The organism is Rathayibacter sp. AY2B5, from assembly GCF_002931645.1.
Taxonomy (GTDB): Bacteria; Actinomycetota; Actinomycetes; order Actinomycetales; family Microbacteriaceae; genus Rathayibacter.
The window spans coordinates 1-23,572 of record NZ_PSUE01000034.1 but is presented as its reverse complement, the minus strand read 5'-3'; the positions used below and the strand labels follow the sequence as shown (position 1 = coordinate 23,572).

The window sequence follows — 23,572 nt, the reverse complement described above, 5'->3', positions numbered from 1 at the left end:
CCGCCCCCCAGCCCCGGCCCCGCGACGTCGTCGGCATCGTCGGCCTCGTCCTCGCGATCGTCCTCGTCCTCGCGCAGATCGGGCGGACCGCGCTCACCACGGCCATCCCGGTCCTCGCGTTCCAGGGCGGCTTCGACACCACTCAGATCGGGGCGCTCTTCGCCGCCCTCGGGGTCACGATGCTCGTGCTCGCGACGGCGACCGCGATCGTCGGCGTCATCGGCGTCGCGCGGAAGGACCGCGCCCGGCTGCTCTCGGCCGTCACGCTCGGCGTCGGCGCGAGCGTCGCGATCGTCGAGCTGGGCGCGCTCGTCGTCCCGCCCCTGGTCGGCCTCTCCCTCCAGTACTGACGAGGCCCGCCGGAGCGGATCCCTCCGCCCGCCCTCGCAGGATCCGCACGGCGCCGCGTCCGTTCCTCGCGCTCCGCTGCGCCGCGACGGCCCTGCCGGCTTCCCGGCGATGCGCCAGGATGGGGGCATGACGACACGCGTGGACGGCCTCTTCGTCTACCCGGTGAAGGGCCTGACCCCGCAGCCGCTCCCCCGCGTCGAGCTCACCGCCGGCCGCGGCGTCCCCTTCGACCGCACGATCGCCCTCGCCCGCCCCGGCGGCGCCTACCGGCCCGGCATGCGGCACGGCATCTCCAAGCGCGAGTACTTCGTGCTCGTCGCCGAGGCGCGCCTCGCCGGCCTGACCACGCACCTCGACCCCGACAGCGGAGTGCTCACCGTCGACGTCCGCGGCCACCGGGTCCTCTCCGCCGACCTCGGCGCGGAGGACGGCCGGGCCGCACTGCGCTCCTTCGCCGCCCGCGTGCTCGACCTGCCGCCCGGCGTCGAGCCCGTGATCGCCCAGGACGCGGGGCGCCGCTACACCGACACGGCCCACAACTCCGACATCGAGATGGAGTACGTCTCGCTGATCAACCTGGCGAGCGTCCGCGACCTCGCCGAGCGCACCGGCCGGAGCGTCGATCCGCTGCGGTTCCGCGGGAACATCCACCTCGAGGGGCTGCCCGCGTGGAGCGAGCTCGAGCTGCTCGGCCGCGAGCTCACCGCGGGCGGGCTGCGGCTGCGGATCACGAAGGCCACCGAGCGGTGCGCCGCGACCGAGGTCGAGCCGGGCACCGGTCGGCGCGACCTGCCGGTCCCTCGCCTGCTGCACGAGACCTACGGCCACGAGCTCCTCGGCGTCTACGCGGAGGTCCTCGACGGCGGCACGCTCGGCGTGGGCGACGAGCTGGTGCTCCGTGGCTGAGCTGCGGCTCGTGGTGGCCGAGCGCGAGGCGCTCACCCCGGCCGTCACCCGCTTCGTGCTGCGGAGCGAGGACGGCGCCCCGCTGCCCGGCTACTCCGCCGGCGCGCACCTCACGCTCACGACCCCCTCCGGCGAGCGCCGCAGCTACAGCCTCGTCGAGCCGGGATCCGCGGAGCCGTCGCACTACGCGATCGCGGTGCGCCGCGAGCCCGGGGGTCGGGGCGGATCGCGGAGCCTCCACGACGACGTCCGCGTCGGCGATGTCCTCTCCTCCGCGCCGCCCGCGAACACCTTCGCCCTCCGGCCCGCCGCCCGCTACCTCCTGATCGCCGGCGGGATCGGGGTCACCCCAATCCGCGCGATGGCCGCCGAGCTCCGGGCGCAGGGATCGGCCGTGCAGGTCGTCTACCTCAGCCGCACCCCCGAGGACACCGCGTGGCTCGACGAGTTCTCCGCCGACGGCTCCCTCGTGCACCACAGTGCGATCCACGGCCGGCTCGACCTATGGCCGCTCGTCGCCGAGCCCGACGACGACACCCGGATCTACTGCTGCGGTCCGTCCGCGCTGATCGACGAGGTCCTCGCCCTCACGATGCACTGGCGCCCGAGCCGTATCCACGTCGAGGACTTCGCGGGCGTCGACACCGTCGGCGACCGGGCCGTTCCCTTCGCCGCCGTCTGGGAGCCGACCGGAGCCGTCGTGGAGGTCCCGGCCGACCGCTCGCTCCTCACCGCGCTCCGCTCCTCCGGGATCGACGTCGACTCCTCCTGCGAGTCGGGCACGTGCGGCACCTGCCGCCTGCGCCTCGTCGGCGGGACGGCGGAGCACCGCGACCTGGTGCTGACCCCCGAGGAGCAGGACCGCTGGATCATGCCGTGCGTCTCGCGCTGCGCCGGCGGCGAGCTGGTCGTCGCCCCGGAGTGACGGAGCGACGGGGCCGGTCCCACGCACGCCGGCCGACACGCGTCGGCCGTCGTGTGACGCCGCGTGACGGGCGCCCGGCGCCCGGTCCCCCGCGTGCCTAGGCTCCCGGACGGGGGACCATGACCGTCACGACCGAAGGACTTCCGATGACCAGCACCTCCGTCCGCACCCAGCTCGACGAGTTCACCGTCGGCTTCGACGACACGGTCGGCCCCGAGCTCGCCGCCGTCTTCTCCGGCGAGCGCGACGACCTCGTCGCCGCCGGCGCCCCGAGCGGAGCCGTCACCGCCGGCGACGCGCTCCCCGCCGCCTCCGTCGTGACCGTCGACGGCGACACCGTCGACCTCGCGGACGTCCTCGGCGCGGGCCCGGCCGTCCTCGTCTTCTACCGCGGAGCCTGGTGCCCGTACTGCAACATCACGCTCAAGCACTACAACGAGACCCTCGCCCCCGAGCTCGCGTCGCGCGGAGTCGCCCTCGTCGCGATCAGCCCGCAGACCCCCGACGGGTCGCGCGCGGCGGTCGCGAACGGCGACCTGGGCTTCACCGTCGTCTCCGACCCCGGCAACACGCTCGCGAGCGCTCTCGGCATCGTCACCGCCCCCAGCGGCGACGCGCAGGAGGCGCACACCGCACTCGGCTTCGCCGTGAAGGACAGCAACGCCGACGACACTCCGGCCGTCCCGTACCCGACCGTCCTGGTCGTCGACGCCGACCGGCTCGTCCGCACAGCGGACGTGCACGTCGACTACACGACGCGCACGGAGACCGAGGAGATCCTCGCCGCTGTCGACGCGCTCTGACACCTCCGCTCGCACCCTGAGCACGCGCGGCGGTCGAGCGCACCCCCTCGCCCGCCGCGCCGCCGCTCCCTAGGCTCGACCCGTGACAGCGGAGACGGACGTGCTCGTGGTCGGCGGCGGTCCGGTCGGACTCCTGCTCGGCGCGCTCCTGGCGCGGGCCGGAGTGGACGTGCAGGTGTGGGAGCGGCGCTCCTCGGTGCCGCGCGGCTCGCGGGCGATCGGCATCCATCCGCCGTCGCTCGACGCGTTCGCGGCGGTCGGCGCCGATGCTCCCGTGCTGGCCGAGGCCACCCGGGTCCGCGAGGGCGTCGCGCGCAGCCGGGGCCGCACCCTCGGCACGCTCTCGTTCGCACGCGCCTCCGCGACGCACCCCTACGTCGTCACCCTCGACCAGCACCGCACCGAGGCGATCCTCCGCGAGCGCCTGGAGGCGGCGTCCCCGGACGCGCTGCGCCCCGGGGTCGCGCTGACCGGCCTGCTCCGTCGCGGCTCCACCGTCGAGGCGACCGGCACCGGACCGGGCGGCGAGCCGGTACTCGTCCGCACCGCCTTCGTCGTGGGAGCCGACGGCGCCCGCAGCACCGTCCGCGACCTGCTCGGGATCCGCACCACCGGCCGCGACTACCCGGACCGCTACGTGATGGGCGACTTCGCCGACCCCGAGCCCGGCGGTCTCACCGGCACCGCGCTGGTCGACGTCGGCCCGGCCGGAGTGGTGGAGTCCTTCCCGCTGCCGGGCGGCCGGCGCCGGTACGTCGCCCTGAGCGGCCCCGACCGCTCCCTCGGCGCCCCCGCCTGGCGGCCCGAGGAGGCCCCCGACCAGGAGGCCGCGCGCGCCCTGGCCGCCGCTGTCCGCGACCGGACGGGCGCCGACGCCGACCCGGACACCTGCACGATGCTCAGCGGATTCCAGGTGCGGCGCCGCGAGGCCGAGCGGATGGGCGTCGGCCGCGTCGTACTCATCGGCGACGCCGCGCACGAGATCAGTCCGATCGGCGGGCAGGGCATGAACCTCGGCTGGCTCGACGCCGCCGAACTCGCCCCGCTCCTGGCCGGTGCCGTGCGCCGCGGCGAGGCCGGCCCCTGGCCCGGCTTCGCCCGGCGGCGCACCACCGCGGCCCGGCGCGCGGCGCGGCAGGCGGAGGCGAACATGGCGCTCGGACGCCCGCTCGGCACGCTCGCGCACCGCGGCCGCGAGGCGTTCCTCCGCACCGCCCTCGCCCTGCCGACCTCGGACCTGCTCGCCCGCGTCTACGCGATGCGCTGGTCCTGAGGTCGCGGGCGGCCGGTCAGCCGACCAGCCGCGCGCCCGCCAGCCCGAGCTCGACCACCAGCACGAGCGAGGCCGCGATCACCAGCCGGAACAGGGTGCGCGTGGGCGGGCCGGTCAGCACCAGGCGGATGCCCGCCGCGGCGAGCACGACCACCGCGAGGGTCCCGATCACCGCGAGCACCACGCCCGTCCCGCGCACCGGCTGGTCGCCGACGAGCTGTCCGACGAGCACGAGCAGCGCGGCCACCACCAGCGACCCGAAGGCGACGACTCCGGAGAGCCGCAGGCCGAGGCGGTGCGGGAAGCCGCGGACCCCGGTGGCCTCGTCGTCGACCAGGTCGGGGAGCACGTTCGTGCAGTGGATCGCGATGCCGAACACGGCGCCGGTCGCGATCGCCCACCAGGCGGGGAGCCGGCCGTCGCCCGCCGCGACCGCCACCACCGGCAGCAGCCCGAAGGCGACCACGAAGGGAGCGACCGACCAGACCGTGCGCTTGAGCCCCGCGTCGTAGGCCCAGCCCGCGGCGACCAGCACCAGGTGCGCGACCGCGGCGACCGGTCCGAGCAGCAGCGAGAGCACCACGGCGGCCGCCGCCGTCCCCAGTGCGGCGGCGCGGACGGCGCCCACGCCGATCAGCCCCTGCGCGACCGGCTTGTCGGTGCGCCCCACCGCGCGGTCGCGATCGGCGTCGATCCAGTCGTTCGCGAGCCCGATCGAGAGCTGCCCGAGCAGCACGGCGAGCGCCACCAGCACGACCTGCCCGAGCGGATGCCCGGACGCCGCCGCGATCACGGTCGCCAGCACGGTGACCGTCACGGTCGGCCCGGGGTGCGACGAGGCCAGCAGGAGTCGCACCCGGGACGTCATCCCGCCAGCCTACGGTCGCGGCGGCACAGCGGGGCGCCGGTCGCGCTCCCCGCCCCGGAGCGGGATCCAGCGTGGTCCGAGCGCGGCGCCCTCATCAGCCCGCGACGGGAATGGGCCGGGATGGGGCAGGGTTGCACCACCCGGCATCCCGACTCAGGAAGAAGGCCTCGTGGACCTCGTGCACTGGCTGTTCGACGCGCAGATCGTCATCGGCGAGCAGACCGTCCTCTGGCGGGAGGTCATCGGCAACGTCTTCGGGCTCCTCAGCGCCCTCGGCGGGATGCGGCGGAAGGTCTGGGCCTGGCCCGTCGGCCTCATCGGCAACGTGCTGCTGTTCACGGTCTTCATGGGCGCCCTGTTCGGCACTCCCAACCCCGTCAACCTGCTCGGCCAGGCCGGGCGGCAGGTGATGTTCATCCTGGTCAGCGTCTACGGCTGGTACCGGTGGACCCACCGCCCCGACGACTCGACCACCTTGATCGAGCCGCGCTGGGCGTCGTGGCGCACCCGCGGCCTGCTGGTGCTCGGGATGGTCGGCGGCACCGCGGTGCTGACCCCGGTGTTCCGCGCGCTCGGCTCCTACGAGCCGGTCTGGAGCGACGCGTGGATCTTCGTCGGCTCCGTCCTCGCCACCTACGGCATGGCGAAGGGCTGGACCGAGTTCTGGCTCATCTGGGTGGCCGTCGACCTGGTCGGCGTGCCGCTGCTGTTCTCGGCCGGCTACTACGCGTCGGGGCTGATGTACGTCTTCTACGGCGCGTTCACCCTGGTCGGCTTCTTCGTCTGGATGCGGCAGGGCACCCGTCCGTCCGCCGCTCCGATCACGGTCGGCTAGCTCTAGCAGCCTGCCGCCGCCGGCGGAAGTGGCCGTGCGGGAGGCGCTGTCGGTGGTCCACTGGGAGCGGAGGCGCCCGCCTCCCCCACCCGGAACGGACGCCATGCTCTCCCTCGTCTACTCCAGCCGCACCTCCGCCGGCTTCACGGACGCCGACCTCCCCGCGCTGCTCGCCCAGTGCCGCGCGAACAACGAGCGCCTCGGCCTGACCGGCATGCTCCTGCACCGCGACGGCCGATTCCTCCAGGTGCTCGAGGGGCCGGACGCGGTCCTGCGCGAGCGGATGGCCGTCATCGCCGCCGACGAGCGCCACGCGCAGCTGCGCACCCTCCTCGAGGAGCCGATCCGGGAGCGGCTGTTCCCGGAGTGGTCGATGGCGTTCGAGTCCGCCGCCGACGCCGAGGCCGCCGGGCTGCGCACCTCCTTCGACGACCTCGACGACACCGAGGCCGAGAGCGCGACGCTCCCGGCGCTGCGCGAGCTCATCCGCTTCTTCCGCGAGCGGAGCTAGGCGGAGCTAGGCGGAGCTGGGCGGAGCGATACGGGACGCCGGGATCGCGGCCGGTCCGCCGCCGGAACCCGACGCCCGTCAGTCCTCCGCCGAGGGAGGAGCGAGCCGGTCGAGCCGCGCCAGGAGCGGGGCGAAGCCGTCGCCGAGCAGGGCGCTCAGCGGCTCGCCGAACCAGAACCGCCAGACGGCGTCGAGCTCCTCGCCGGTGATCCGTCCTCGGCGCAGGAGGATGCTCGCGATCGGGGCCGCCTCAGACGCGTACTCGTCGCGGGGAGCGCCGTCCTCGCGACCCGGCTCGAGTCCGTACGGATCGACCCCGTCGAGCTCCCGCAGGACGGCCGCCACCATCGCGTCACGCCGTTCCGCGGTCGCGCCGTCCTGATCCGTCGGTGCTCGGCGCTTCATCGCGAGAAGGTACCGAGCCCACTCCTCGTCGTCCATTCGTCGTCTCCGATCTCTCCGGATGCCGCGCCTTCTCGAGGCCTTTCTCTTCCTTCGGCGCCGGCTTGTCGAGGCACGGGGGAACCGCCTCTCCGACGGCTTGTCATCCCCCCGCGAGAAAGGCGCGGACGCCTTCCCGCGTCAGCCCCGAGGCGACGGCGAGCCGGTGCTCTCCGGCCCCGAGTCGGGCGGCTCCGCGGAGGGCCGCGGCCCTTTCTCCGCCCTCGCCGGAAGTCCCGCTCCGGAATGCCGCGAATTCCGCGGACACCTTATCGAGAGCGTCGACGACATCGCCGGACACGCTCTCCGGCGGCTCGCCGAGATCGATGCGCCAGCCTCTCCCGGACTTCTCGTCGCTGTCGTTCACACGCGGGAAAGTACCCCGGACCGCAGGGTGGCGCCTGTGATCGCCCGACGCCGTCGCGCCCCAGGGATCCGTCGTCGACTTCCGAGCGCACACGCCTCCCGGTCCGGAGAGGACGGCCTTCGAGGACTGTCCCGTGGACCTCGTCGCCGTGCTCCGCTCCGATGCGGCCTTCGCCTCGGCCGAGGTCTTCGACGGCTGACCCGACCGCGGCGACCACCCGCTGCGACGACCGCGGGGCGGAGGCGCGGATCGCGTCGTTCCGGCGCGCCCGCACCAGCGGTGCCGGAACGTCCGGCCGATCCGGGAGCGGCACCCGTCCGAGCCGTCGAGGTTCCGTCGGTGTGCAGGCCCCCGCGCCGAGGGACGTAAAGTGTGCTCACACGCGCCCGCGGACGGGCGAGCCGCCCGTGAGGGTGCCCCGGTCCTGCGTCGGAGGCGCCGATCACAGAGAGCCGCGGTGCCCGATGCCGGAAGACAAGCCCGCGTCGCGGGCGCCGAGCATCTACGACGTCGCCCGCGCGGCCGGCGTCTCGCACCAGACCGTCTCCCGGGTCCTGAACGACCACCCGAGCCTCCGCGCCGAGACGAAGAAGCGCGTGCTCGAGGTCATGGCCGAGCTCGACTACCGCCCCAACCTCGCCGCGCGGGCACTGGTCACCAGCCGCACCCGCACCGTCGGCGTGCTGTCCTCGCAGAGCCTGCAGTACGGTCCGGCCTCCAGCATCCAGGCCATCGAGGTGGCGGCGCGCGACGCGGGCTACCTCGTCGTCACGGCCAACGTCGACGGCACCGACGGCGCGTCGATCCAGGCCGGGATCCGGCATCTGCTCAACCAGGCGGTCGAGGGCCTCGTTGTCGTCGCCCCGCAGATCCGCGTCTTCGACATCCTCTCCGGAGTCGCGCTGCGCATCCCGCACGTGACGCTGCAGACGAGCGAGGACGACCGCGACGACGCGCTCTACGTCGACCAGATGGCCGGCGCCCGCATCGCCACCGGGCACCTGATCGACCTCGGGCACACCGAGATCGTGCACCTCGCCGGCCCGCAGGACTGGATCGAGGCCGAGGCGCGGATGCGCGGCTACCTCGCCGAGCTCGACCACCGCTCGATCCCGCTGCGCCCGCCGCTGCTCGGCGACTGGAGCGCCGAGCGCGGCCACCGCGTGGGCCTCGAGCTCTCGCGCTTCCTCGACTTCACCGCGGTGTTCGCGGGGAACGACCAGATGGCACTCGGACTGATGAGCGCGTTCCACGAGCGCGGGGTCCGCGTGCCGGAGGACGTCAGCGTCATCGGCTTCGACGACATCCCCGAGGCGGCGTTCTACTGGCCGCCGCTGACCAGCGTCCGCCAGGACTTCGTGGAGCTCGGACGCCGGTGCGTGGCCGCGCTGCTCAGCCTGATCGAGGGCGACCGGCCGGAGAAGGCGGCGCCGATCGCTCCGCAGCTGGTCGTCCGCGGATCCACGGCCGTCCCCCGGAGCGCGAGCGTCACCGCCTCGCGCTGACCGGCGGCCGCGACGCCCTCGCGCCGCGACCGCCCTGGATCACTCGCCGTGAGCGGCGATCGACACGTCGTTCCAGCGCTTCCAGGTCTCGAGGCGCGACTCGTAGTCCGCCGTCGCGATGCCCAGCGGCGCGCGCCCGAAGAAGATCCGCAGCGGCGGCTCGTCCGCGTCCACGACCGCGAGGATCCCGAGGCGCGAGGCCCGCGGGTCGCCCTGCTGAGCGGCGGAGGGGCGTCGGCTCGCTGCCTCCCGGACCTCGTCGTACGCGGCGATCGGCTCGCTGCGCGACGCGGAGGGACCGGACCAGTCGGTCGAGTACCCGCCGGGCTCGACGAGGGTCACGTGGATCCCGAAGCCGGCGACCTCGGCGGCCAGCGACTGGGTGAAGCCCTCGAGCGCCCACTTCGACGCGTGGTACGCGCCGATCGAGGGGAACGCGCTGATGCCGCCGATGCTCGACACCTGGACGATGTGGCCCGAGCCCTGCTCGCGGAGGATCGGCAGCGCGGCCTGGGTGATCCAGAGGGCGCCGAAGACGTTGGTCTCGAGCTGCGCGCGGACCTCCTCCTCGGTGAGCTCCTCGATCATGCCGAAGTGCCCGTAGCCGGCGTTATTGATCACGACGTCCAGCCGGCCGAACCGCTCGGCCGCGGCCTGCACGGCGGCGAAGCCGGCCGCGCGGTCGGTCACGTCGAGGGTCAGCGGGAGGAACGTGTCGGGGTACTCCTCGACGAGGGCGTCGAGGGTCTCGATCCGGCGGGCGGTGCCGGCGACCGAGTCGCCGCGCTCGAGCGCCGCCTCGGCCCACTCGCGGCCGAAGCCCTTCGAGGCGCCGGTGATGAACCAGGTCTTCGTCATGGTGTGCGTCCTTTCGACAGTGCTGGACGCAACGCCGACGGCTCCGGCTCCCTTCCGGGGCCGGGGACCCTTGACAGCACCGCTCCGAGAGCGGACGAAGCGCCGCGGGTGTCCCGTTACCGAGTCGAGACGTGCGCGTTGACACGAACGGCGCCGTCGGGTCTAGCATGACGCAATGTGATCGCTCACATGGCATCACATCTCCGCCCCGATCCCGAGGGCGGCCCTGCATCCACTGCATTCAATGACGAAGGAATCACAGTGACCACAATGAAGCGCGCTCTCATCGCCGGCATCGCCGGCGGAGCGATGATCCTCTCCCTCGCCGCCTGCTCCTCCGGAACCGGTGGCGGCTCGGGCTCGGGATCCGGCGACGGCGGCCTCGTCGGCGTCGCGATGCCGACCAAGTCGTCCGAGCGCTGGATCGCTGACGGCAACAACGTCAAGTCGCAGCTCGAGGAGGCCGGCTACCAGGTCGACCTGCAGTACGCCGAGGACGACATCCCCACCCAGGTCTCGCAGCTCGAGAACATGATCACCAAGGGCGCCAAGGCCCTGATCGTCGCCTCGATCGACGGCACCACCCTCACGAGCGTGCTCGAGGAGGCCAAGGCCAACGACATCCCCGTCATCGCCTACGACCGCCTCATCCGCGACTCCGAGAACGTGGACTACTACGCCACGTTCGACAACTACAAGGTGGGCGTCCAGCAGGCCACCTCGCTCCTCGCGGGCCTCGGTCTCACCGACCTCACCGGCGCGAAGGCCGCCGACGCCCCCGCCGGCCCGTTCAACGTCGAGCTGTTCGCCGGCAGCCCCGACGACAACAACGCCACGTTCTTCTTCAACGGCGCGATGGACACCCTCCAGCCGTACATCGACGACAAGACGCTCGTCGTGAAGTCCGGCGAGACCGACTTCAACACTGTCGCCACGCTCCGCTGGGACGGCGAGGTCGCCCAGAGCCGCATGGAGGACATCCTCACCAAGACGTACTCCGACGGCTCCAAGGTCCAGGGCGTCCTCTCGCCCTACGACGGCCTCAGCCGCGGCATCATCTCGGCTCTGACCGACGCCGGCTACACCGTCGGCTCCGACTTCCCGATCATCACCGGTCAGGACGCCGAGCTCGACTCCGTCAAGGCGATCATCGCCGGCGAGCAGTACGCGACCATCTACAAGGACACCCGCGAGCTCGCCAAGGAGGCCGTGAAGATGGCCCAGGCCGTGCTCGAGGGCACCGAGCCCGAGGTCAACGACACCGACACCTACGACAACGGCAAGAAGGTCGTCCCGTCCTTCCTGCTCGAGCCGGTCATCGTCACCAAGGACCAGATCCAGTCCGTCCTCGTCGACGGCGGCTACTACACCGACGCGGAAGTGAACGGCTAGTCCTCTCTCCTCACCCGAGAAGGAACACCCCGGGAGGGCGCCCACTGGGCGCCCTCCCCCACTACGAAGGAAGGGAGGCGGCGTGACCTCGAACATCCTCGAGATGCGCGGCATCACCAAGACGTTCCCGGGCGTGAAGGCGCTCCAGGACGTCACGCTCAACGCACAGCGCGGCGAAGTCCACGCGATCTGCGGGGAGAACGGCGCCGGCAAGTCGACGCTGATGAAGGTCCTGTCGGGCGTCTACCCGCACGGCACCTACGAGGGCGACATCGTCTTCGAGGACGAGGTGATGCAGTTCTCCAGCATCCGCGACTCGGAGGCGAAGGGCATCGTCATCATCCACCAGGAGCTGGCCCTCAGCCCCTACCTCTCCATCGCGGAGAACATCTTCCTCGGCAACGAGGTGCGCGGCTTCGGCGGCCTGATCGACTGGAACAAGACCAACCAGGAGGCCGCGGCGCTGCTGGCCCGCGTGGGTCTGCGCGAGAACCCGACCACCAAGATCATGGAGATCGGAGTCGGCAAGCAGCAGCTCGTCGAGATCGCGAAGGCGCTCTCCAAGCGGGTCAAGCTGCTCATCCTCGACGAGCCCACCGCGGCCCTGAACGACGAGGACTCGGACCACCTGCTCGACCTGATCCTGCACCTCAAGGAGCAGGGCATCACGTCGATCATCATCAGCCACAAGCTGAACGAGATCAAGAAGATCGCGGACACCGTCACGGTCATCCGCGACGGCAAGACCATCGAGACGATCGCTCACGACGACGTCACCGAGGACCGCATCATCAAGGACATGGTCGGCCGCGACCTCGACCACCGCTACCCGGACCACACGCCGCACATCGGCGAGGAGATCCTGCGCGTGGTCGACTGGACGGCCCACCACCCCCAGGACCCGACCCGCGTCATGGTGGACAAGGTCAACCTGTCGGTCCACCGCGGCGAGATCGTCGGCATCGCCGGGCTCATGGGCGCCGGGCGCACCGAGTTCGCGATGAGCCTCTTCGGCCGCTCCTACGGCAGCCGCATCTCCGGCCAGGTCTTCAAGGCCGGCAAGGAGATCAAGATCCGCAACGTCTCGGAGGCGATCGCCCACGGGCTCGCCTACGCGACCGAGGACCGCAAGCACTACGGCCTCAACCTCATCGACGACATCAAGCGGAACATCTCGCTCGCGTCGCTCGACAAGGTCGCCCGCGGCGGACTCGTCGACGACAACCGCGAGTTCGAGGTCGCCAACGAGTACCGCGGCAGCATGAACATCAAGTCGCCGACCGTGCTCGCCAAGACCGGGAAGCTCTCCGGCGGCAACCAGCAGAAGGTCGTCCTGTCGAAGTGGATCTACTCCGACCCGGACGTCCTCATCCTCGACGAGCCCACCCGCGGCATCGACGTGGGTGCGAAGTACGAGATCTACACCATCATCAACCGGCTCGCGGCGCAGGGTAAGGGGATCATCGTCATCTCCTCCGAGCTGCCGGAGCTGCTCGGCATCTGCGACCGCGTCTACGCGCTGTCGGAGGGCCGGATCACGGGCGAGCTGCCCATCGCCGAGGCGACGCCCGAGGCGGTCCTCACCCTCATGACCCAGGAGAAGCAACGATGACCGATCTGCAGAACGAACCGTCCACCGCGGCCGGTGCGCAGGTGAAGCCCACCGAGAACGCCTTCACGAAGCGCCTCAGCCACGTGCTGGGCGACCTCGGCAAGAACGGCATCTTCATCGCCCTCATCGTGGTGGTGCTGCTGTTCGAGGTGATGACCGGCGGAATCCTCCTCCGCCCCCAGAACATCTCGAACCTGATCGTCCAGAACGGCTACATCCTGATCCTCGCCATCGGCATGGTGATGGTCATCGTGGCCGGGCACATCGACCTCTCGGTCGGCTCGGTCGCGGCGTTCGTCGGAGCGATCTCGGGCGTCTTCGCGGTCAACATGGGTCTCCCGTGGTGGCTGTCGATCATCCTCTCCCTCCTCATCGGCGCCCTGGTCGGCGCGTGGCAGGGCTTCTGGATCGCGTACGTCGGGATCCCGGCGTTCATCGTGACCCTGGCGGGCATGCTGATCTTCCGCGGCCTGGCGCTCGTCGTCCTCGGCAACGCGAACATCGGCTCCTTCCCGACCGAGTACCGCGCGCTGGGCAACGGCTTCCTCACCGACCTGTTCGGCGAGACCGACCTCGACCCGCTGTCGCTCGTCATCGGCGCGCTCGCGATCGTCGCCTTCGCCGTGCAGTCCGTGCGCACCCGCCGCGGCCGCCAGAAGTACGCGCAGAGCGTCGAGCCGGGCGCCTGGTTCGTCACCAAGCTCGTCCTCGTCTCCGTCGTGATCGCGGCCTTCTCCTTCGCGCTGGCCACCTTCAAGGGCATCCCGGTCACCCTGATCGTGCTCGCCGTGCTCGTCCTGATCTACGGCGTGGTCATGAACCGCTCCGTCTTCGGCCGCCACGTCTACGCGATCGGCGGCAACCTGCACGCCGCGGAGCTGTCCGGCATCAAGACCCGCAACGTCACCTTCTGGCTGTTCGTCAACATGGGCGTCCTCGCGGCGCTGGCCGGCCTCGTCTTCACCGCGCGACTCAACCTCGCCGGCCCGAAGGCGGGCGACGGCTTCGAGCTCGAGGCCATCTCGGCCGCGTTCATCGGCGGCGCGGCGGTCCAGGGCGGCGTCGGCACCATCGGCGGCGCGATCATCGGTGGCCTCATCATCGGCGTCCTGAACAACGGAATGTCGATCATGGGCATCGGCATCGAGTGGCAGCAGGCGGTCAAGGGCCTCGTGCTCCTGCTCGCGGTCGCCTTCGACGTCTACAACAAGCGCCGCTCGGGCGGACGCTAGGCCCTGCGGTCGTGCCCGACTGGTCGCGGTTCCTGCCGCTGAGCACCGGGCCCTCGGTCGACGAGACGGGCGTCAGCAACGACTGGCGCCCCCTCGTCGCCGAGAGGCTCGACCGCCTCGCCGTCCTGGCCGCCTCGCCCTCCACCACGGAGGGCGAGGCGGCCAGTGCCGTCTCCCGGGACGCCCTGCTCGGAGAGCTCGTCGTGCGGCTCTCGAGCAGCACCGGCCAGCGCCTCGCGACGCGGATGGGCGCCCGCGAGGCCTCCTCCCCTCCCCCTGCCGCCGAGATCGCCCCGGCCCTGGCCGCTCTCGCCTCCGCTCGCCGCGCCGGCGCCGGTCCCCGCTCGGTCGCCGAGCTGGTCGAGGTCGTCCGCGTCGAGCTCGCCCTCTCCCCCGAGCCGCTCGCCCTCTCCTCCCGCATCACCGGCGGGGTGGCCCTGGACCGCCTGCAGCGCGCGCCGCTCGCGATCCGCGCCGCCGTCCGCGGTCGCACCCTCGCTCCGACCGACGCGGAGTGGGAGCTCGGCTCCGGCCCCGCCCTGCGCGTGCCGGCCGACGCGATCCTCCGCTTCCTGCTCGGCCTCGGGCCCTTCCCCGCCGAGCCGACCGCCTAGGCGGCGCCGCCACCTGCCCGGGCGGAGGCGGCGCCGCGCCGGTCGTAGCATCGGAGGATGACGCGCTCACTGCCGAGAAGCACCCCGTCCGCCCGCTCCGTCGACGCCGAGGGAGTGCTGGCCTTCGTCGAAGGGGTCGAGGCCGCTCCCGGCGTCGAGCTGCACGGCCTGATGGTCGTGCAGGGCGGCGACGTCGTCGCCGAGGGCTGGTGGGCGCCGTACTCGGCCGAGCGGCTGCACCTCTTCTACTCGCTGAGCAAGAGCTTCACCGCGACCGCCGTCGGCCTCGCGGTCGCCGAGGGCCTGGTCGACCTGGACGCCACCGTCCTCTCGTACTTCCCCGAGCTCGACGACGAGATCACCGACCCGCGCTCGCGTGCGATCCGCGTCCGCCACGTCCTCGCGATGGCGAGCGGCCACTCCGCCGAGACGATCGACCGCGCCGAGGAGACGGACCCGGCCGACCTGGTGCGCGGCTTCCTCCTCCTCCCGCCGGAGCAGGAGCCGGGCAGCGTCTTCGCCTACAACCAGCCCTGCACCTTCGCCGCCGCCGCGATCGTTCAACGCGTGAGCGGGCAGTCGCTGACCGACTACCTGCGCCCGCGCCTGCTCGATCCGCTCGGCATCGGCGAGGTCGCCTGGCATCGCGACGACTCGGGGCGCGAGCTCGGCTACAGCGGGCTGCACGCCACCACCGAGGCGGCAGCTGCGCTCGGACTGCTGTACCTGCAGGAGGGGCGCTGGGGCGACCGGCGGATCCTCTCGCCGGAATGGGTCGCCGAGGCGTCCCGCGCGCACGTCCCGACCCACGAGGACGGCGGACCGGACTGGCAGCAGGGCTACGGCTTCCAGTTCTGGCGGTCGCTGCACGGCTACCGCGCGGACGGCGCGTACGGGCAGTTCAGCCTGATCGTGCCCGAGCACGAGCTCGTGATCGCGCTGACCGGCCAGACCTCGGACACGCAGACGCTGCTCGCGCTCGCCTGGGAGCACCTGCTCCCCGCCGTCGGCCGCGGGTCCACGGCGGAGGCCGACGCCCGACTGGCCGACCGGCTGTCGGAGCTCGCCCTGCCCCCGCTCGAGGGCGCCTCCCCCGCGACCGGGAGCTACACGCCGGTCGGATCGTGGCCCGACGCCGTCGAGGTGACGGCCGACGAGGGCGGCTGGACGCTCGCGCTGACCGAGGGCGACGAGCGCTTCACGGTGACGCCCGGCGCGGGAGCCTGGACCGTCGACGGGCCGTTCGCGGCGAGCGCCGGACCCTCGGGCGACGGAGTCCTGGTCGACGTCGTGTTCCTCGAGACCCCGCACCGCCTGCACGTCGAGCTCGCTCCCGACCGCACCGCCCGCGTCCGCTGGGAGACGGAGCCGCTGCACGACGGCCCGCTCGCCGGGCTGCGCGCCCCGCGCTGACGGCAGGACCCGCTCCGCTCATCCGTCGCGAACGGCCCGTCCGCCCTTCGGCGACGGGCCGTTCGCGATGAATCGAGAGGGGTCGCGCTCGGCCGTGCGGACCGCGCACATCGGGCGGTGCTCACCGGGGGTCGACGAGTCGAGGAGCGGAGTGGGCACGAGGGTCCTTCCTGGGGGGCGGCGCTCTGGCACAATCGTCGGAGCGCTGCTCCGGAACATTGCGGAGCACTGCTCCGGAATGTGGTGGAGTTGCGCTCGGAGATATTACGGAGCGCAGCTCCGAAAAGCAAGGAGAACAGATGAGCGACCGTGTGCCCCGCACGCCCGGCCGACCGCGGACGAGTCGCGACGCACTGCTCGCCGCCGCGGCGACGGTGTTCGTGGCCTCCGGCGTGGACGCGCCGGTCCGCGAGATCGCGGCGGAGGCCGGCGTCGGCGTGGGGACGATCTACCGGCACTTCCCGACCCGCTCGGAGCTCGTGGTCGCCGTCTACCGCCACCAGGTCGAGGCCTGCGCGGAGGCGGGCCCACGGCTGCTCGCCGACAGCGCGACCCCGGAGGCAGCCCTCCGGGCCTGGGTCGCCCACTTCGTCGACCTCCTGGTGACCAAGCACGGCCTCGCCGGTGCGCTCCAGGGCGACAGCGCCGGATCCGACGCCCTGCACGCCTACTTCGTGGAGCGGCTCGTCCCCGTCTGCGGCGACCTGCTCGAGGCGGCACGACCCGCCCGGATCCCGGCGTCGAGCCTCAGCGGCTACATGCTCCTCAAGGGCATCGGCAACCTCTGCATCGGCGCCGCCCACGATCCGGACTACGACGCCGACACCCTCGTGCAGGCCCTCGTCACCGGAGCGCTACGGGCGGATCAGCCCTGATCGCCTCCACGGTCCGCTCGACCGCGTCCTCGACCGCCGCCCTGCGGCTCGCGTCGTCCTCGCGCTCGGACTCGTGGACGAAGACGGCCCCGCCGCGCCGGGCTCCGCAGTAGTCGATGATCCCGTGCTGGATCTGCGTCAGCAGCGCCTGCTCGTAGCCGTGCCGCTCGTAGGCCCCGGCGGAGTCCCCCGCGACGAGGACGAGGTGGACGGCCAGAGCGCCGAGCCTGCGCTGCGTGCCGTGGACGGGGTCGATGTCGAAGGCCCAGCCCGCGAGGAAGACGCGGTCGATCCAGCCCTTCAGCAGCGCGGGCATCGACCACCAGTAGACGGGGAAGACGAGCACGAGGTGGTCCACGCCGTCGAGCCGGCGCTGCTCGCGGAGGACGTCGTCGGGAACCGGGCCGACACCGCGGTAGCGGTCCCGGTCGGCCGCGCCGAACCGCGGGTCGAAGCCCTCGGCGTCGAGGTCGGCCGTCTCCACTCCGTCGGGGCCGAGCTCCTCCCGCAGCCGCCGGGCGAGGGCGGCGGTGAGGGAGTCGCGGTCGGGGTGCGCGGTGACGAGGAGGGTGCTCACCGCTCCAGTGAACCGCACCCGCCCTGCGGCACCCCTGGCAGGATGACCCGGTGACTCCGCACCGCTCCCCCAGCCGCCCTGACGTCGTCTCCGTCGAGCTCGTCGGTGGACCGGAGCCGCTCGAGCTCGCCCTGCACGAGCACGACCCCGAGTGGTCCGCCCTGTTCGAGGAGCACCGGCGGCGCATCCTCGGGGCCGTCCCGGGCGTGCGTGTCGAGCACATCGGCTCGACCTCCGTCCCGGGCCTGCCCGCGAAGCCGATCGTCGACGTGCTGGTCGTCGTGCCCGACGTCACGGCGGAGGAGGACCACGTCGCGCCGCTGCTCGAGGCCGGCTACGTCCTGCGCACCCGCGAGCCCGGGCACCGGCTCGTCCGCACGCCCGGACGGGACGCCCACGTCCACATCTACGAGGAGGGTCATCCCGCGATCGACGCGTACCTCCTCCTGCGCGACCGGCTGCGCACCGACCCGGCCGACCGCGAGCTCTACCGCAGCACGAAGGCGTCTCTCCTCCTCCGGCGCTGGGAGGACGGGAACGACTACGCCGAGGCGAAGTCCGCCGTGATCGCGGCCATCCTCGAGCGCGCGAGATCCTCGCAGCCCTGAGATCGATATCCGGAAGAACTGAGCGGGCTCGATAGCGCTCGCCAGGCGGTCGGCGGCTAGGCCGCACCGCACGTTCGATCGCCTCGAGCCCTCCGGCTCGGGGGCGATCGCGGTTCGGGCGTCGGAGCTTCCGAATGTCCATATGTGAATACCTAGGGGTATTAGGATCAACGCGTGCCCCGTCGCTCCCTCACCCGCTCCGCCGTCATCGATCGCGCCGCCGCGATCGCCGACGCCGATGGTCTCGCCGCCGTGACCCTGGCCGCCGTCGCCCGCTCGCTCGAGGTGCAGACGCCGAGCCTCTACACGCACGTCCGCGATCTCGCCGCACTCCGCGACGGCGTCACGGTCCTGGCCCTCGACGAGCTGTCCGACCGCATCGCCGTCGCCATCGCCGGACGCTCCGCCCGGGAGGCGCTGGACGGCTTCGCCGACGCCCACCGCTCCTTCGCGCGCGAGCGGCCGGGCCTGTGGGAGTCGCTGCAGCGCACTGCGGGGCCGGACGCGGTCGCCGCCCCGGCCGCCCGCCGCGTCGTGCAGCTCACAGATGCGGTCCTCCTCGGCTACGCGATCCCCGCCGAGGACCGGGTGCACGCCGTCCGAGTGACGGGCGCCGCTCTGAACGGCTTCCTCACCCTCGAACGGCTCGGGAGCTTCGCGCACAGCAGCCCGACCCCCGCGCAGTCGTGGAGCGAGCTCCTCGCCTGCCTGCACTTTCTTTTCAGCCACTGGACCCGCCGGAAGGACATCCCCGCATGATCAGCACACCCCTCACCGAACGGCTCGTCGACGGCGCGATCGAGCTGGAGGAGGTGCCCCGCGGAGTCCGGCCGCACCGCCTCCCCCGCGCGGTCCGCGAGCGCGATGCGGATGCGCAGCTCCTGCTGATGGAGGCGCAGCCCTCGGGTGTCCGGATCTCCTTCGTCACCGAGGCGCGACGGATCGAGCTCGACGTGCACGCGACACGGGTCGCCTATCGGGGGCTGCCCCGGCCGCGCGGCGCAGTCGACGCGGTCGTCGACGGCGAGATGACCGCCTCCCACGCGCTCACCGGAGGCGACGCGATCGAATTCGACCTCGCGACCGGTGACCGGGCCCTCCTCCCCGGACCTCTCGACACGGTCGGGCTCGACCTCCCGGCCGGGCCGTCTCGCGTGGAGCTGCTCCTCCCGCACAACGAGGCGGTGGACCTCGTGGCCCTGCGCTCCGACGCACCGCTCGAACCCGCGCCGCTCTCCGGCCCCGTCTGGCTGCACCACGGCAGTTCGATCAGCCAGGGCTCGAACGCGGCGCGCCCCTCGGGCATCTGGCCGGCCGTGGCCGCCCGGGCGAGCGGCGCCCGCCTGGTGAACCTCGGCTTCGGCGGGAGCGCACTCGTCGACCCCTTCACCGCTCGCGTGATGCGGGACAATCCTGCCGACCTGATCAGTGTCGCGCTCGGCATCAACCTCGTGAACCTCGACGGCATGCGCCGCCGCACCTTCGTGCCGGCGGTGCACGGCTTCCTCGACACGATCCGCGAGGGCCATCCCGCGACGCCGCTGCTCCTCGTCACTCCGCTCTTCTGCGGGATCCACGAGGACACGCCGGGGCCGGGCGACGTCGATCCCGCGTCCTTCACGACCGGGGCGCCGCGCTTCGTCGCGACCGGCGACCCGGGCGACACCGCGAACGGACGGCTGACCCTGCGGATCGTCCGCGAGGCGCTGGCCGAGGTCGTCGCCGCGCGCTCCGACGACCCGGACCTGCGACTGCTCGACGGGCTCGCGCTCTACGGGCCGGACGACGCCCAGCGGCTCCCGCTCCCGGACGGCCTGCACCCGGATCCGGAAGCGCACGAGCTCATCGGCCGCCGGTTCGCGGAGCTCGCCTTCGGCCCGGGCGGGGCGTTCGCGCCGGAGCGCTGAGCGGCCAAGACGGAGCCCGGGCGGCCGTCCGACGCCCGGCCGTCGGTCGATCAGGATGTTGACGTCATCAGAGCCTCGTGGAAGCCTGATGTTTGCGTGAACATGCGCGAAGTCCCCGGTGCAAAGGAGCACAGCATGACGTCTCGACCACGAGCGGCCGCCGCGGCGGTGACCGCGCTGCTCGTCGCAGCACTCCTGGGAACAGGAGCGCAGTCGGCCTCGGCCGCCGTGGCCACGGATCCCGACGACGGAGTGCCGCGCACCTCGACGCCCGTGACCTACACCGACTACCCGGCGGTCCAGGACCCGGGCAGCACCGCGGCCGGCTACTTCCAGCCCTACTGGTACGACACCGACGGCCGCCACATCCAGGCGCACGGCGGCCAGATCGTCACCGTCGAGGAGGGCGGTCAGCAGGTCCAGTACTGGTACGGCGAGGACCGCACGAAGGGCTACTGGAACAGCCCCGGAGTCGCGGTCTACCGCTCCACCGACGGCCACAACTGGGAGAACAAGGGCACCGCGCTCCGCAGCGTCTCGGCTCCGGCCGACCTCGAGGCCCCTTACTTCGACGCGCTCTACGACACCGTCGACGACTCCGGAGCCCCTCGCGCCGACCGCATCGCGGAGCTCGACTACCACCTCGACACGACGCAGGCCTCGCCGAACACCGCCATCTTCGAGCGCCCCAAAGTCCTCTTCAACGAGAAGACCGGCAAGTGGGTCATGTGGTGGCACTCCGACGGCCGGACCACCCCGGGCGGCAGCACCTACGCGCGCTCGATGGCGGGAGTCGCCGTCTCGGACAGCCCGACCGGGCCCTTCACGCTCCAGGGCGTCTACCGCCTCTACAACCGCACGGACTACAAGGCCTGCACCACCTCCGCCGTTCCCGGGCAGGCGCGGGACATGACCGTCTTCCAGGACGAGGACGGCACCGCGTACATCTCCTACTCCTCCGAGGAGAACTACTCGCTCTACGTGGCGAAGCTGGACGCCGACTACACCAACGTCGAGCGGACCACCACGACCGACACCCTCGACGCGAACCAGTACTCGGCCGACGGGACGTACCCCTACGTCTTCGCCGACGGTGCGGCCGGAGCACCGGTGCGCGGCACCGACTTCCAGATCGTCAAGGAATGCGGACACCTCGAGGCGCCCGCGATCTTCGCCAACGGCGGCAAGTACTACACGATCGCCTCCGGGGCGACCGGCTGGGCGCCGAACCCGCAGACCTACTACACCGCCGACTCGATCCTCGGCGCGTGGACCCGCGGAGTCGAGAAGGGCGACGCCGACGAGAACGTCGCCTACAACGCGATCCCGGAGGGCGGCGACGGCCTGCTCTCGATCGGCGACTCCCGCAAGACCACCTTCGGCTCGCAGTCGACGAACGTCCTCACCCTCGCTCCCGGGAAGTACGTCTACATGGGCGACCGCTGGAACGAGGGCAAGTCGGACTCGACCTACGTCTGGCTCCCGATGACGGTCGGTGAGAACGGCCGCCTCGAGATGCGGAATCCGGCTCAGGAGGACCCGGCGCGCTGGGGATCCGGCTGGAACCTCTCCTACTGGGACGACAAGGGGGTCGGCGAGGGCGTCTGGTCGGTCGTGGACGCCCGTCTGCCGAAGCAGGTCCGCCGCGGCGCCGACATCGCCGCCGCGCTCCCCTCGACGGTCTCGGTCGCGAGCAACGGCTCGACCCGCGACGTCGCCGTGACCTGGGCGGCCCCCGGCCCCGCCGAGCTCGGCACGGTGCAGGTGACGGGCACGCTCGCCGCCGACGCCGGATTCTCCTCCGGCCGCCGCTTCACCCGCACGATCGAGGTGGCGGAGCCGGGCATCGCGAACCTCGCTCCCGGAGCGTCCGTCGCGGTCTCGAGCCGCACGGACCTCGCCGGCAAGCTCATCGACGGCGACGTCAAGGGCAAGGGCTGGGACGACTGGTCCTCGGCCGGCTACCCGCGCGACAGCCGCCTCTCCTTCTCCTGGGGCGCGGCGCAGAACCTCGACTCGGTGACGGTCAGCACCTACAAGGACGGTGCGACCGCCACCTGGCCCTCGAGGATCGAGGTCGAGTACCAGGTGAACGGCGCATGGACGACCTCCTCGGTCGCCACCACCCTCAGCCAGGCCGCGACCGGATCCGCCCCGACGGCGATCCTCGACCTGTCCTCCCTGCCCGACACCACGGGCCTCCGCCTGCACCTCACCAGCGCGGCGAACACGTGGCAGTCGGTCTCGGAGGTGCAGATCTGGGGCACCGCGCCGCCGACGAACGTCTGCCGCGTTCCCGGAGCCGCGGTCTCGGCGTCGTTCAGCCAGACGAAGTACGCGACCCTCCCCGCGAAGAACGCCTGCGACGGCAACGTGAGCACCCCCTGGTCGACCTGGACCGACGGAACCTTCGCCGGCAGCGCCGAGTTCACGCTGACGAACACCGAGGCGCACCGCGTCGCCGGGCTCACCTTCACCAACACCGAGGGCACCCTGGCGTCGGTGAGCGTGGCCTACCGCGCCGAGGACGGCACCTGGAAGCCGACCACCGCGCAGAACGTCGCTCCGGCGGCGAACGGCACGCTGACCACGATCCCGTTCGCGGCGGTCTCGGCCACCGGCCTGAAGCTGACCTTCTCCACGCCGGGCTCGTTCCTCAAGATCGGCGAGATCGTCGTCCCCGAGGCGGCCGCCCCGGCGCTGACGGTGCCGGTGACCGTGACGTCGCGCTGCGTCGCCGGGAAGGCGGTGCTGACGGTCCTCGCCAAGAACGGCGGCACCGCTCCGATCGACGTCGCGATGGCCTCGGCCTACGGCTCGAAGACGGTCACCGCGGTGGCCGCGGGTGCGAGCGGATCGGCCGCGTTCACCACCCGCCTCGCGAGCATGCCGGGCAGCCAGGTGACGGTGACCGCCACGGCGGGCTCCGAGACCCTCGCGCAGACGGTGGCCTACCCGGCCCGCGTCTGCTGAGCGCACGGCGGCCGGTCGACCGGCCGTGACGGAGGAGGGGGTGCCCGCGGGCGCTCCCTCCTCTGCGTGTGCGGCGCATCATCCGACGCGCAGGGCGAGTGCGGGCTCGATGTGCGCGGCTCAGGGCACCAGATGCCGAAGGACGTGCCGGGCCTGGGCGGGAGCGCCGTCACGTCGATCTCCGCGGGCGAGAAGGAACGGCCGCTCCCCCGCAGGCGCTCCCCGAGAAGGAGATCGGTCGTCTGATCGATCCGGCTCAGCGCCGCCTCGTCGAGGAGGTGGGCGCACGAGCATGGCCGAGCCCGCTGGCGCGCTCCGCGGCACTCCACCCGGAAGCGGGGGTGCAGAGCTCTTCACGCTCCTGGTAGTAATCACAGGCGGGCGCATCGCAAAGCCCGCAGAACTGGACCGTCCGTGACCCGCACCACCCGCGCTCTCGCCGCGTTCGTCCCGACGACGACCCTCGTGCTCTCCGTGGTGTTCGCCTCCGCCGCACTCGCGCCCGAGGCGATGACCGCCCCGGAAGCGGTGTCGACGCCGACCGCCGCCTCGCCCGCGGAGGATGCGGCGGCGACTGCGGACTCCTCCGCTCCCGGTGCGGGATCCGGCGCCTCCGACCGCCGCTCCTCGAGCCCCTCCTCCGCGGACCCCGTCGACCCCGCGCAGCCGACGACCGGCTCCTCCCCCGCGGACCGGCCCGCCACAGACCCGCCCGCCGCGGACCGT

At 72.5% G+C, this 23,572-nt stretch carries 24 protein-coding genes and 1 pseudogene; 19 read left to right on the top strand and 6 right to left on the bottom strand.

Features of this window, described 5'->3' with window-relative positions:
* From C5C30_RS17830 to C5C30_RS15885, 5 genes are all read left to right on the top strand, one after another.
* The coding region (locus tag C5C30_RS17830) for a hypothetical protein (RefSeq protein WP_181027208.1) at window positions 1-350 on the top strand (350 nt) is incomplete at its 5' end.
* A gap of 127 nt (window positions 351-477) precedes the next feature.
* A complete protein-coding gene (locus C5C30_RS15900; protein ID WP_181068112.1) occupies window positions 478-1,257 on the top strand; it encodes an MOSC domain-containing protein in 780 nt (259 codons plus the stop codon).
* Window positions 1,250-2,182, top strand: coding sequence for a PDR/VanB family oxidoreductase (locus C5C30_RS15895; RefSeq protein ID WP_104269711.1), 933 nt, complete (start codon window positions 1,250-1,252; stop codon window positions 2,180-2,182). The genes C5C30_RS15900 and C5C30_RS15895 overlap by 8 nt, the downstream gene beginning before the upstream one ends.
* 146 nt (window positions 2,183-2,328) lie before the next feature.
* Complete coding sequence (locus C5C30_RS15890; RefSeq protein ID WP_104334075.1) at window positions 2,329-2,985, top strand: peroxiredoxin-like family protein; 657 nt, start codon at window positions 2,329-2,331, stop codon at window positions 2,983-2,985.
* Between the two features lie 82 nt (window positions 2,986-3,067).
* Complete coding sequence (locus tag C5C30_RS15885) at window positions 3,068-4,258, top strand: NAD(P)/FAD-dependent oxidoreductase (protein WP_104334074.1); 1,191 nt, start codon at window positions 3,068-3,070, stop codon at window positions 4,256-4,258.
* Between the two features lie 16 nt (window positions 4,259-4,274).
* Here the strand turns inward: C5C30_RS15885 and C5C30_RS15880 are convergent, their stop codons facing one another.
* Window positions 4,275-5,126, bottom strand: coding sequence for a UbiA family prenyltransferase (locus tag C5C30_RS15880; RefSeq protein WP_104227404.1), 852 nt, complete (start codon window positions 5,124-5,126; stop codon window positions 4,275-4,277).
* 169 nt (window positions 5,127-5,295) lie between these two features.
* Between C5C30_RS15880 and pnuC the strand changes: the two genes are divergently transcribed.
* Complete coding sequence (gene pnuC, locus C5C30_RS15875) at window positions 5,296-5,961, top strand: nicotinamide riboside transporter PnuC (RefSeq protein ID WP_104227403.1); 666 nt, start codon at window positions 5,296-5,298, stop codon at window positions 5,959-5,961.
* A 103-nt stretch (window positions 5,962-6,064) separates the two neighbouring features.
* Window positions 6,065-6,472: a BLUF domain-containing protein gene (locus C5C30_RS15870; protein WP_104247727.1), complete on the top strand. Its 408-nt coding sequence runs from the start codon at window positions 6,065-6,067 to the stop codon at window positions 6,470-6,472.
* A 78-nt stretch (window positions 6,473-6,550) separates the two neighbouring features.
* Here C5C30_RS15870 and C5C30_RS15865 read toward each other — a convergent pair whose 3' ends face one another.
* Window positions 6,551-6,877 carry a hypothetical protein gene (locus tag C5C30_RS15865; RefSeq protein WP_146081558.1) on the bottom strand — a complete coding sequence of 109 codons (327 nt, stop codon included), beginning with the start codon at window positions 6,875-6,877 and terminating at the stop codon, window positions 6,551-6,553.
* Between the two features lie 139 nt (window positions 6,878-7,016).
* A complete protein-coding gene (locus tag C5C30_RS15860; RefSeq protein ID WP_104227400.1) occupies window positions 7,017-7,280 on the bottom strand; it encodes a hypothetical protein in 264 nt (87 codons plus the stop codon).
* Window positions 7,281-7,744: 464 nt separating this feature from the next.
* On the opposite strand from C5C30_RS15860, the gene C5C30_RS15855 reads away from it, so the two are divergent.
* Window positions 7,745-8,785, top strand: a complete 1,041-nt coding sequence (locus tag C5C30_RS15855; RefSeq protein WP_104234510.1) for a LacI family DNA-binding transcriptional regulator — start codon at window positions 7,745-7,747, stop codon at window positions 8,783-8,785.
* Between the two features lie 39 nt (window positions 8,786-8,824).
* Here the strand turns inward: C5C30_RS15855 and C5C30_RS15850 are convergent, their stop codons facing one another.
* Window positions 8,825-9,643: an SDR family oxidoreductase gene (locus tag C5C30_RS15850; RefSeq protein WP_104261575.1), complete on the bottom strand. Its 819-nt coding sequence runs from the start codon at window positions 9,641-9,643 to the stop codon at window positions 8,825-8,827.
* Window positions 9,644-9,913: 270 nt separating this feature from the next.
* On the opposite strand from C5C30_RS15850, the gene chvE reads away from it, so the two are divergent.
* The 5 genes from chvE (at window position 9,914) to C5C30_RS15825 (ending at window position 15,906) form a co-directional block, all read left to right on the top strand.
* Window positions 9,914-11,035, top strand: coding sequence for a multiple monosaccharide ABC transporter substrate-binding protein (gene chvE / locus C5C30_RS15845; RefSeq protein ID WP_104224984.1), 1,122 nt, complete (start codon window positions 9,914-9,916; stop codon window positions 11,033-11,035).
* Between the two features lie 82 nt (window positions 11,036-11,117).
* Window positions 11,118-12,647: a multiple monosaccharide ABC transporter ATP-binding protein gene (mmsA, locus tag C5C30_RS15840; RefSeq protein ID WP_104256398.1), complete on the top strand. Its 1,530-nt coding sequence runs from the start codon at window positions 11,118-11,120 to the stop codon at window positions 12,645-12,647.
* Complete coding sequence (gene mmsB / locus C5C30_RS15835) at window positions 12,644-13,879, top strand: multiple monosaccharide ABC transporter permease (protein ID WP_104227395.1); 1,236 nt, start codon at window positions 12,644-12,646, stop codon at window positions 13,877-13,879. The genes mmsA and mmsB overlap by 4 nt, the downstream gene beginning before the upstream one ends.
* Before the next feature lie 11 nt (window positions 13,880-13,890).
* Window positions 13,891-14,493, top strand: coding sequence for a hypothetical protein (locus tag C5C30_RS15830; protein ID WP_104234507.1), 603 nt, complete (start codon window positions 13,891-13,893; stop codon window positions 14,491-14,493).
* Window positions 14,494-14,550: 57 nt separating this feature from the next.
* Window positions 14,551-15,906 carry a serine hydrolase gene (locus tag C5C30_RS15825; RefSeq protein WP_104334073.1) on the top strand — a complete coding sequence of 452 codons (1,356 nt, stop codon included), beginning with the start codon at window positions 14,551-14,553 and terminating at the stop codon, window positions 15,904-15,906.
* An 18-nt stretch (window positions 15,907-15,924) separates the two neighbouring features.
* On the opposite strand, the gene C5C30_RS17825 is transcribed toward C5C30_RS15825, so the two are convergent.
* Window positions 15,925-16,065, bottom strand: coding sequence for a hypothetical protein (locus C5C30_RS17825; protein ID WP_181131602.1), 141 nt, complete (start codon window positions 16,063-16,065; stop codon window positions 15,925-15,927).
* A 140-nt stretch (window positions 16,066-16,205) separates the two neighbouring features.
* On the opposite strand from C5C30_RS17825, the gene C5C30_RS15820 reads away from it, so the two are divergent.
* Window positions 16,206-16,781 carry a TetR/AcrR family transcriptional regulator gene (locus tag C5C30_RS15820; protein ID WP_104334072.1) on the top strand — a complete coding sequence of 192 codons (576 nt, stop codon included), beginning with the start codon at window positions 16,206-16,208 and terminating at the stop codon, window positions 16,779-16,781.
* On the opposite strand, the gene C5C30_RS15815 is transcribed toward C5C30_RS15820, so the two are convergent.
* Window positions 16,750-17,358: an NAD(P)H-dependent oxidoreductase gene (locus tag C5C30_RS15815; RefSeq protein ID WP_104334071.1), complete on the bottom strand. Its 609-nt coding sequence runs from the start codon at window positions 17,356-17,358 to the stop codon at window positions 16,750-16,752. The genes C5C30_RS15820 and C5C30_RS15815 overlap by 32 nt on opposite strands.
* A gap of 50 nt (window positions 17,359-17,408) precedes the next feature.
* On the opposite strand from C5C30_RS15815, the gene C5C30_RS15810 reads away from it, so the two are divergent.
* The 5 genes and pseudogenes from C5C30_RS15810 to C5C30_RS15790 all read left to right on the top strand — a co-directional run.
* Window positions 17,409-17,966, top strand: a complete 558-nt coding sequence (locus tag C5C30_RS15810) for a GrpB family protein (RefSeq protein WP_104334070.1) — start codon at window positions 17,409-17,411, stop codon at window positions 17,964-17,966.
* A gap of 174 nt (window positions 17,967-18,140) precedes the next feature.
* Window positions 18,141-18,725 carry a TetR-like C-terminal domain-containing protein gene (locus C5C30_RS15805; RefSeq protein ID WP_104224976.1) on the top strand — a complete coding sequence of 195 codons (585 nt, stop codon included), beginning with the start codon at window positions 18,141-18,143 and terminating at the stop codon, window positions 18,723-18,725.
* Entirely contained in the window at window positions 18,722-19,873 is a 1,152-nt protein-coding gene (locus C5C30_RS15800; RefSeq protein WP_104334069.1) for a GDSL-type esterase/lipase family protein, read from the top strand. Before C5C30_RS15805 ends, C5C30_RS15800 begins: the two co-directional genes overlap by 4 nt.
* A 135-nt stretch (window positions 19,874-20,008) precedes the next feature.
* Entirely contained in the window at window positions 20,009-22,846 is a 2,838-nt protein-coding gene (locus C5C30_RS15795; protein WP_104334068.1) for a discoidin domain-containing protein, read from the top strand.
* A 414-nt stretch (window positions 22,847-23,260) separates the two neighbouring features.
* A pseudogene (locus C5C30_RS15790) lies at window positions 23,261-23,572 on the top strand (hypothetical protein); the annotation flags it as partial.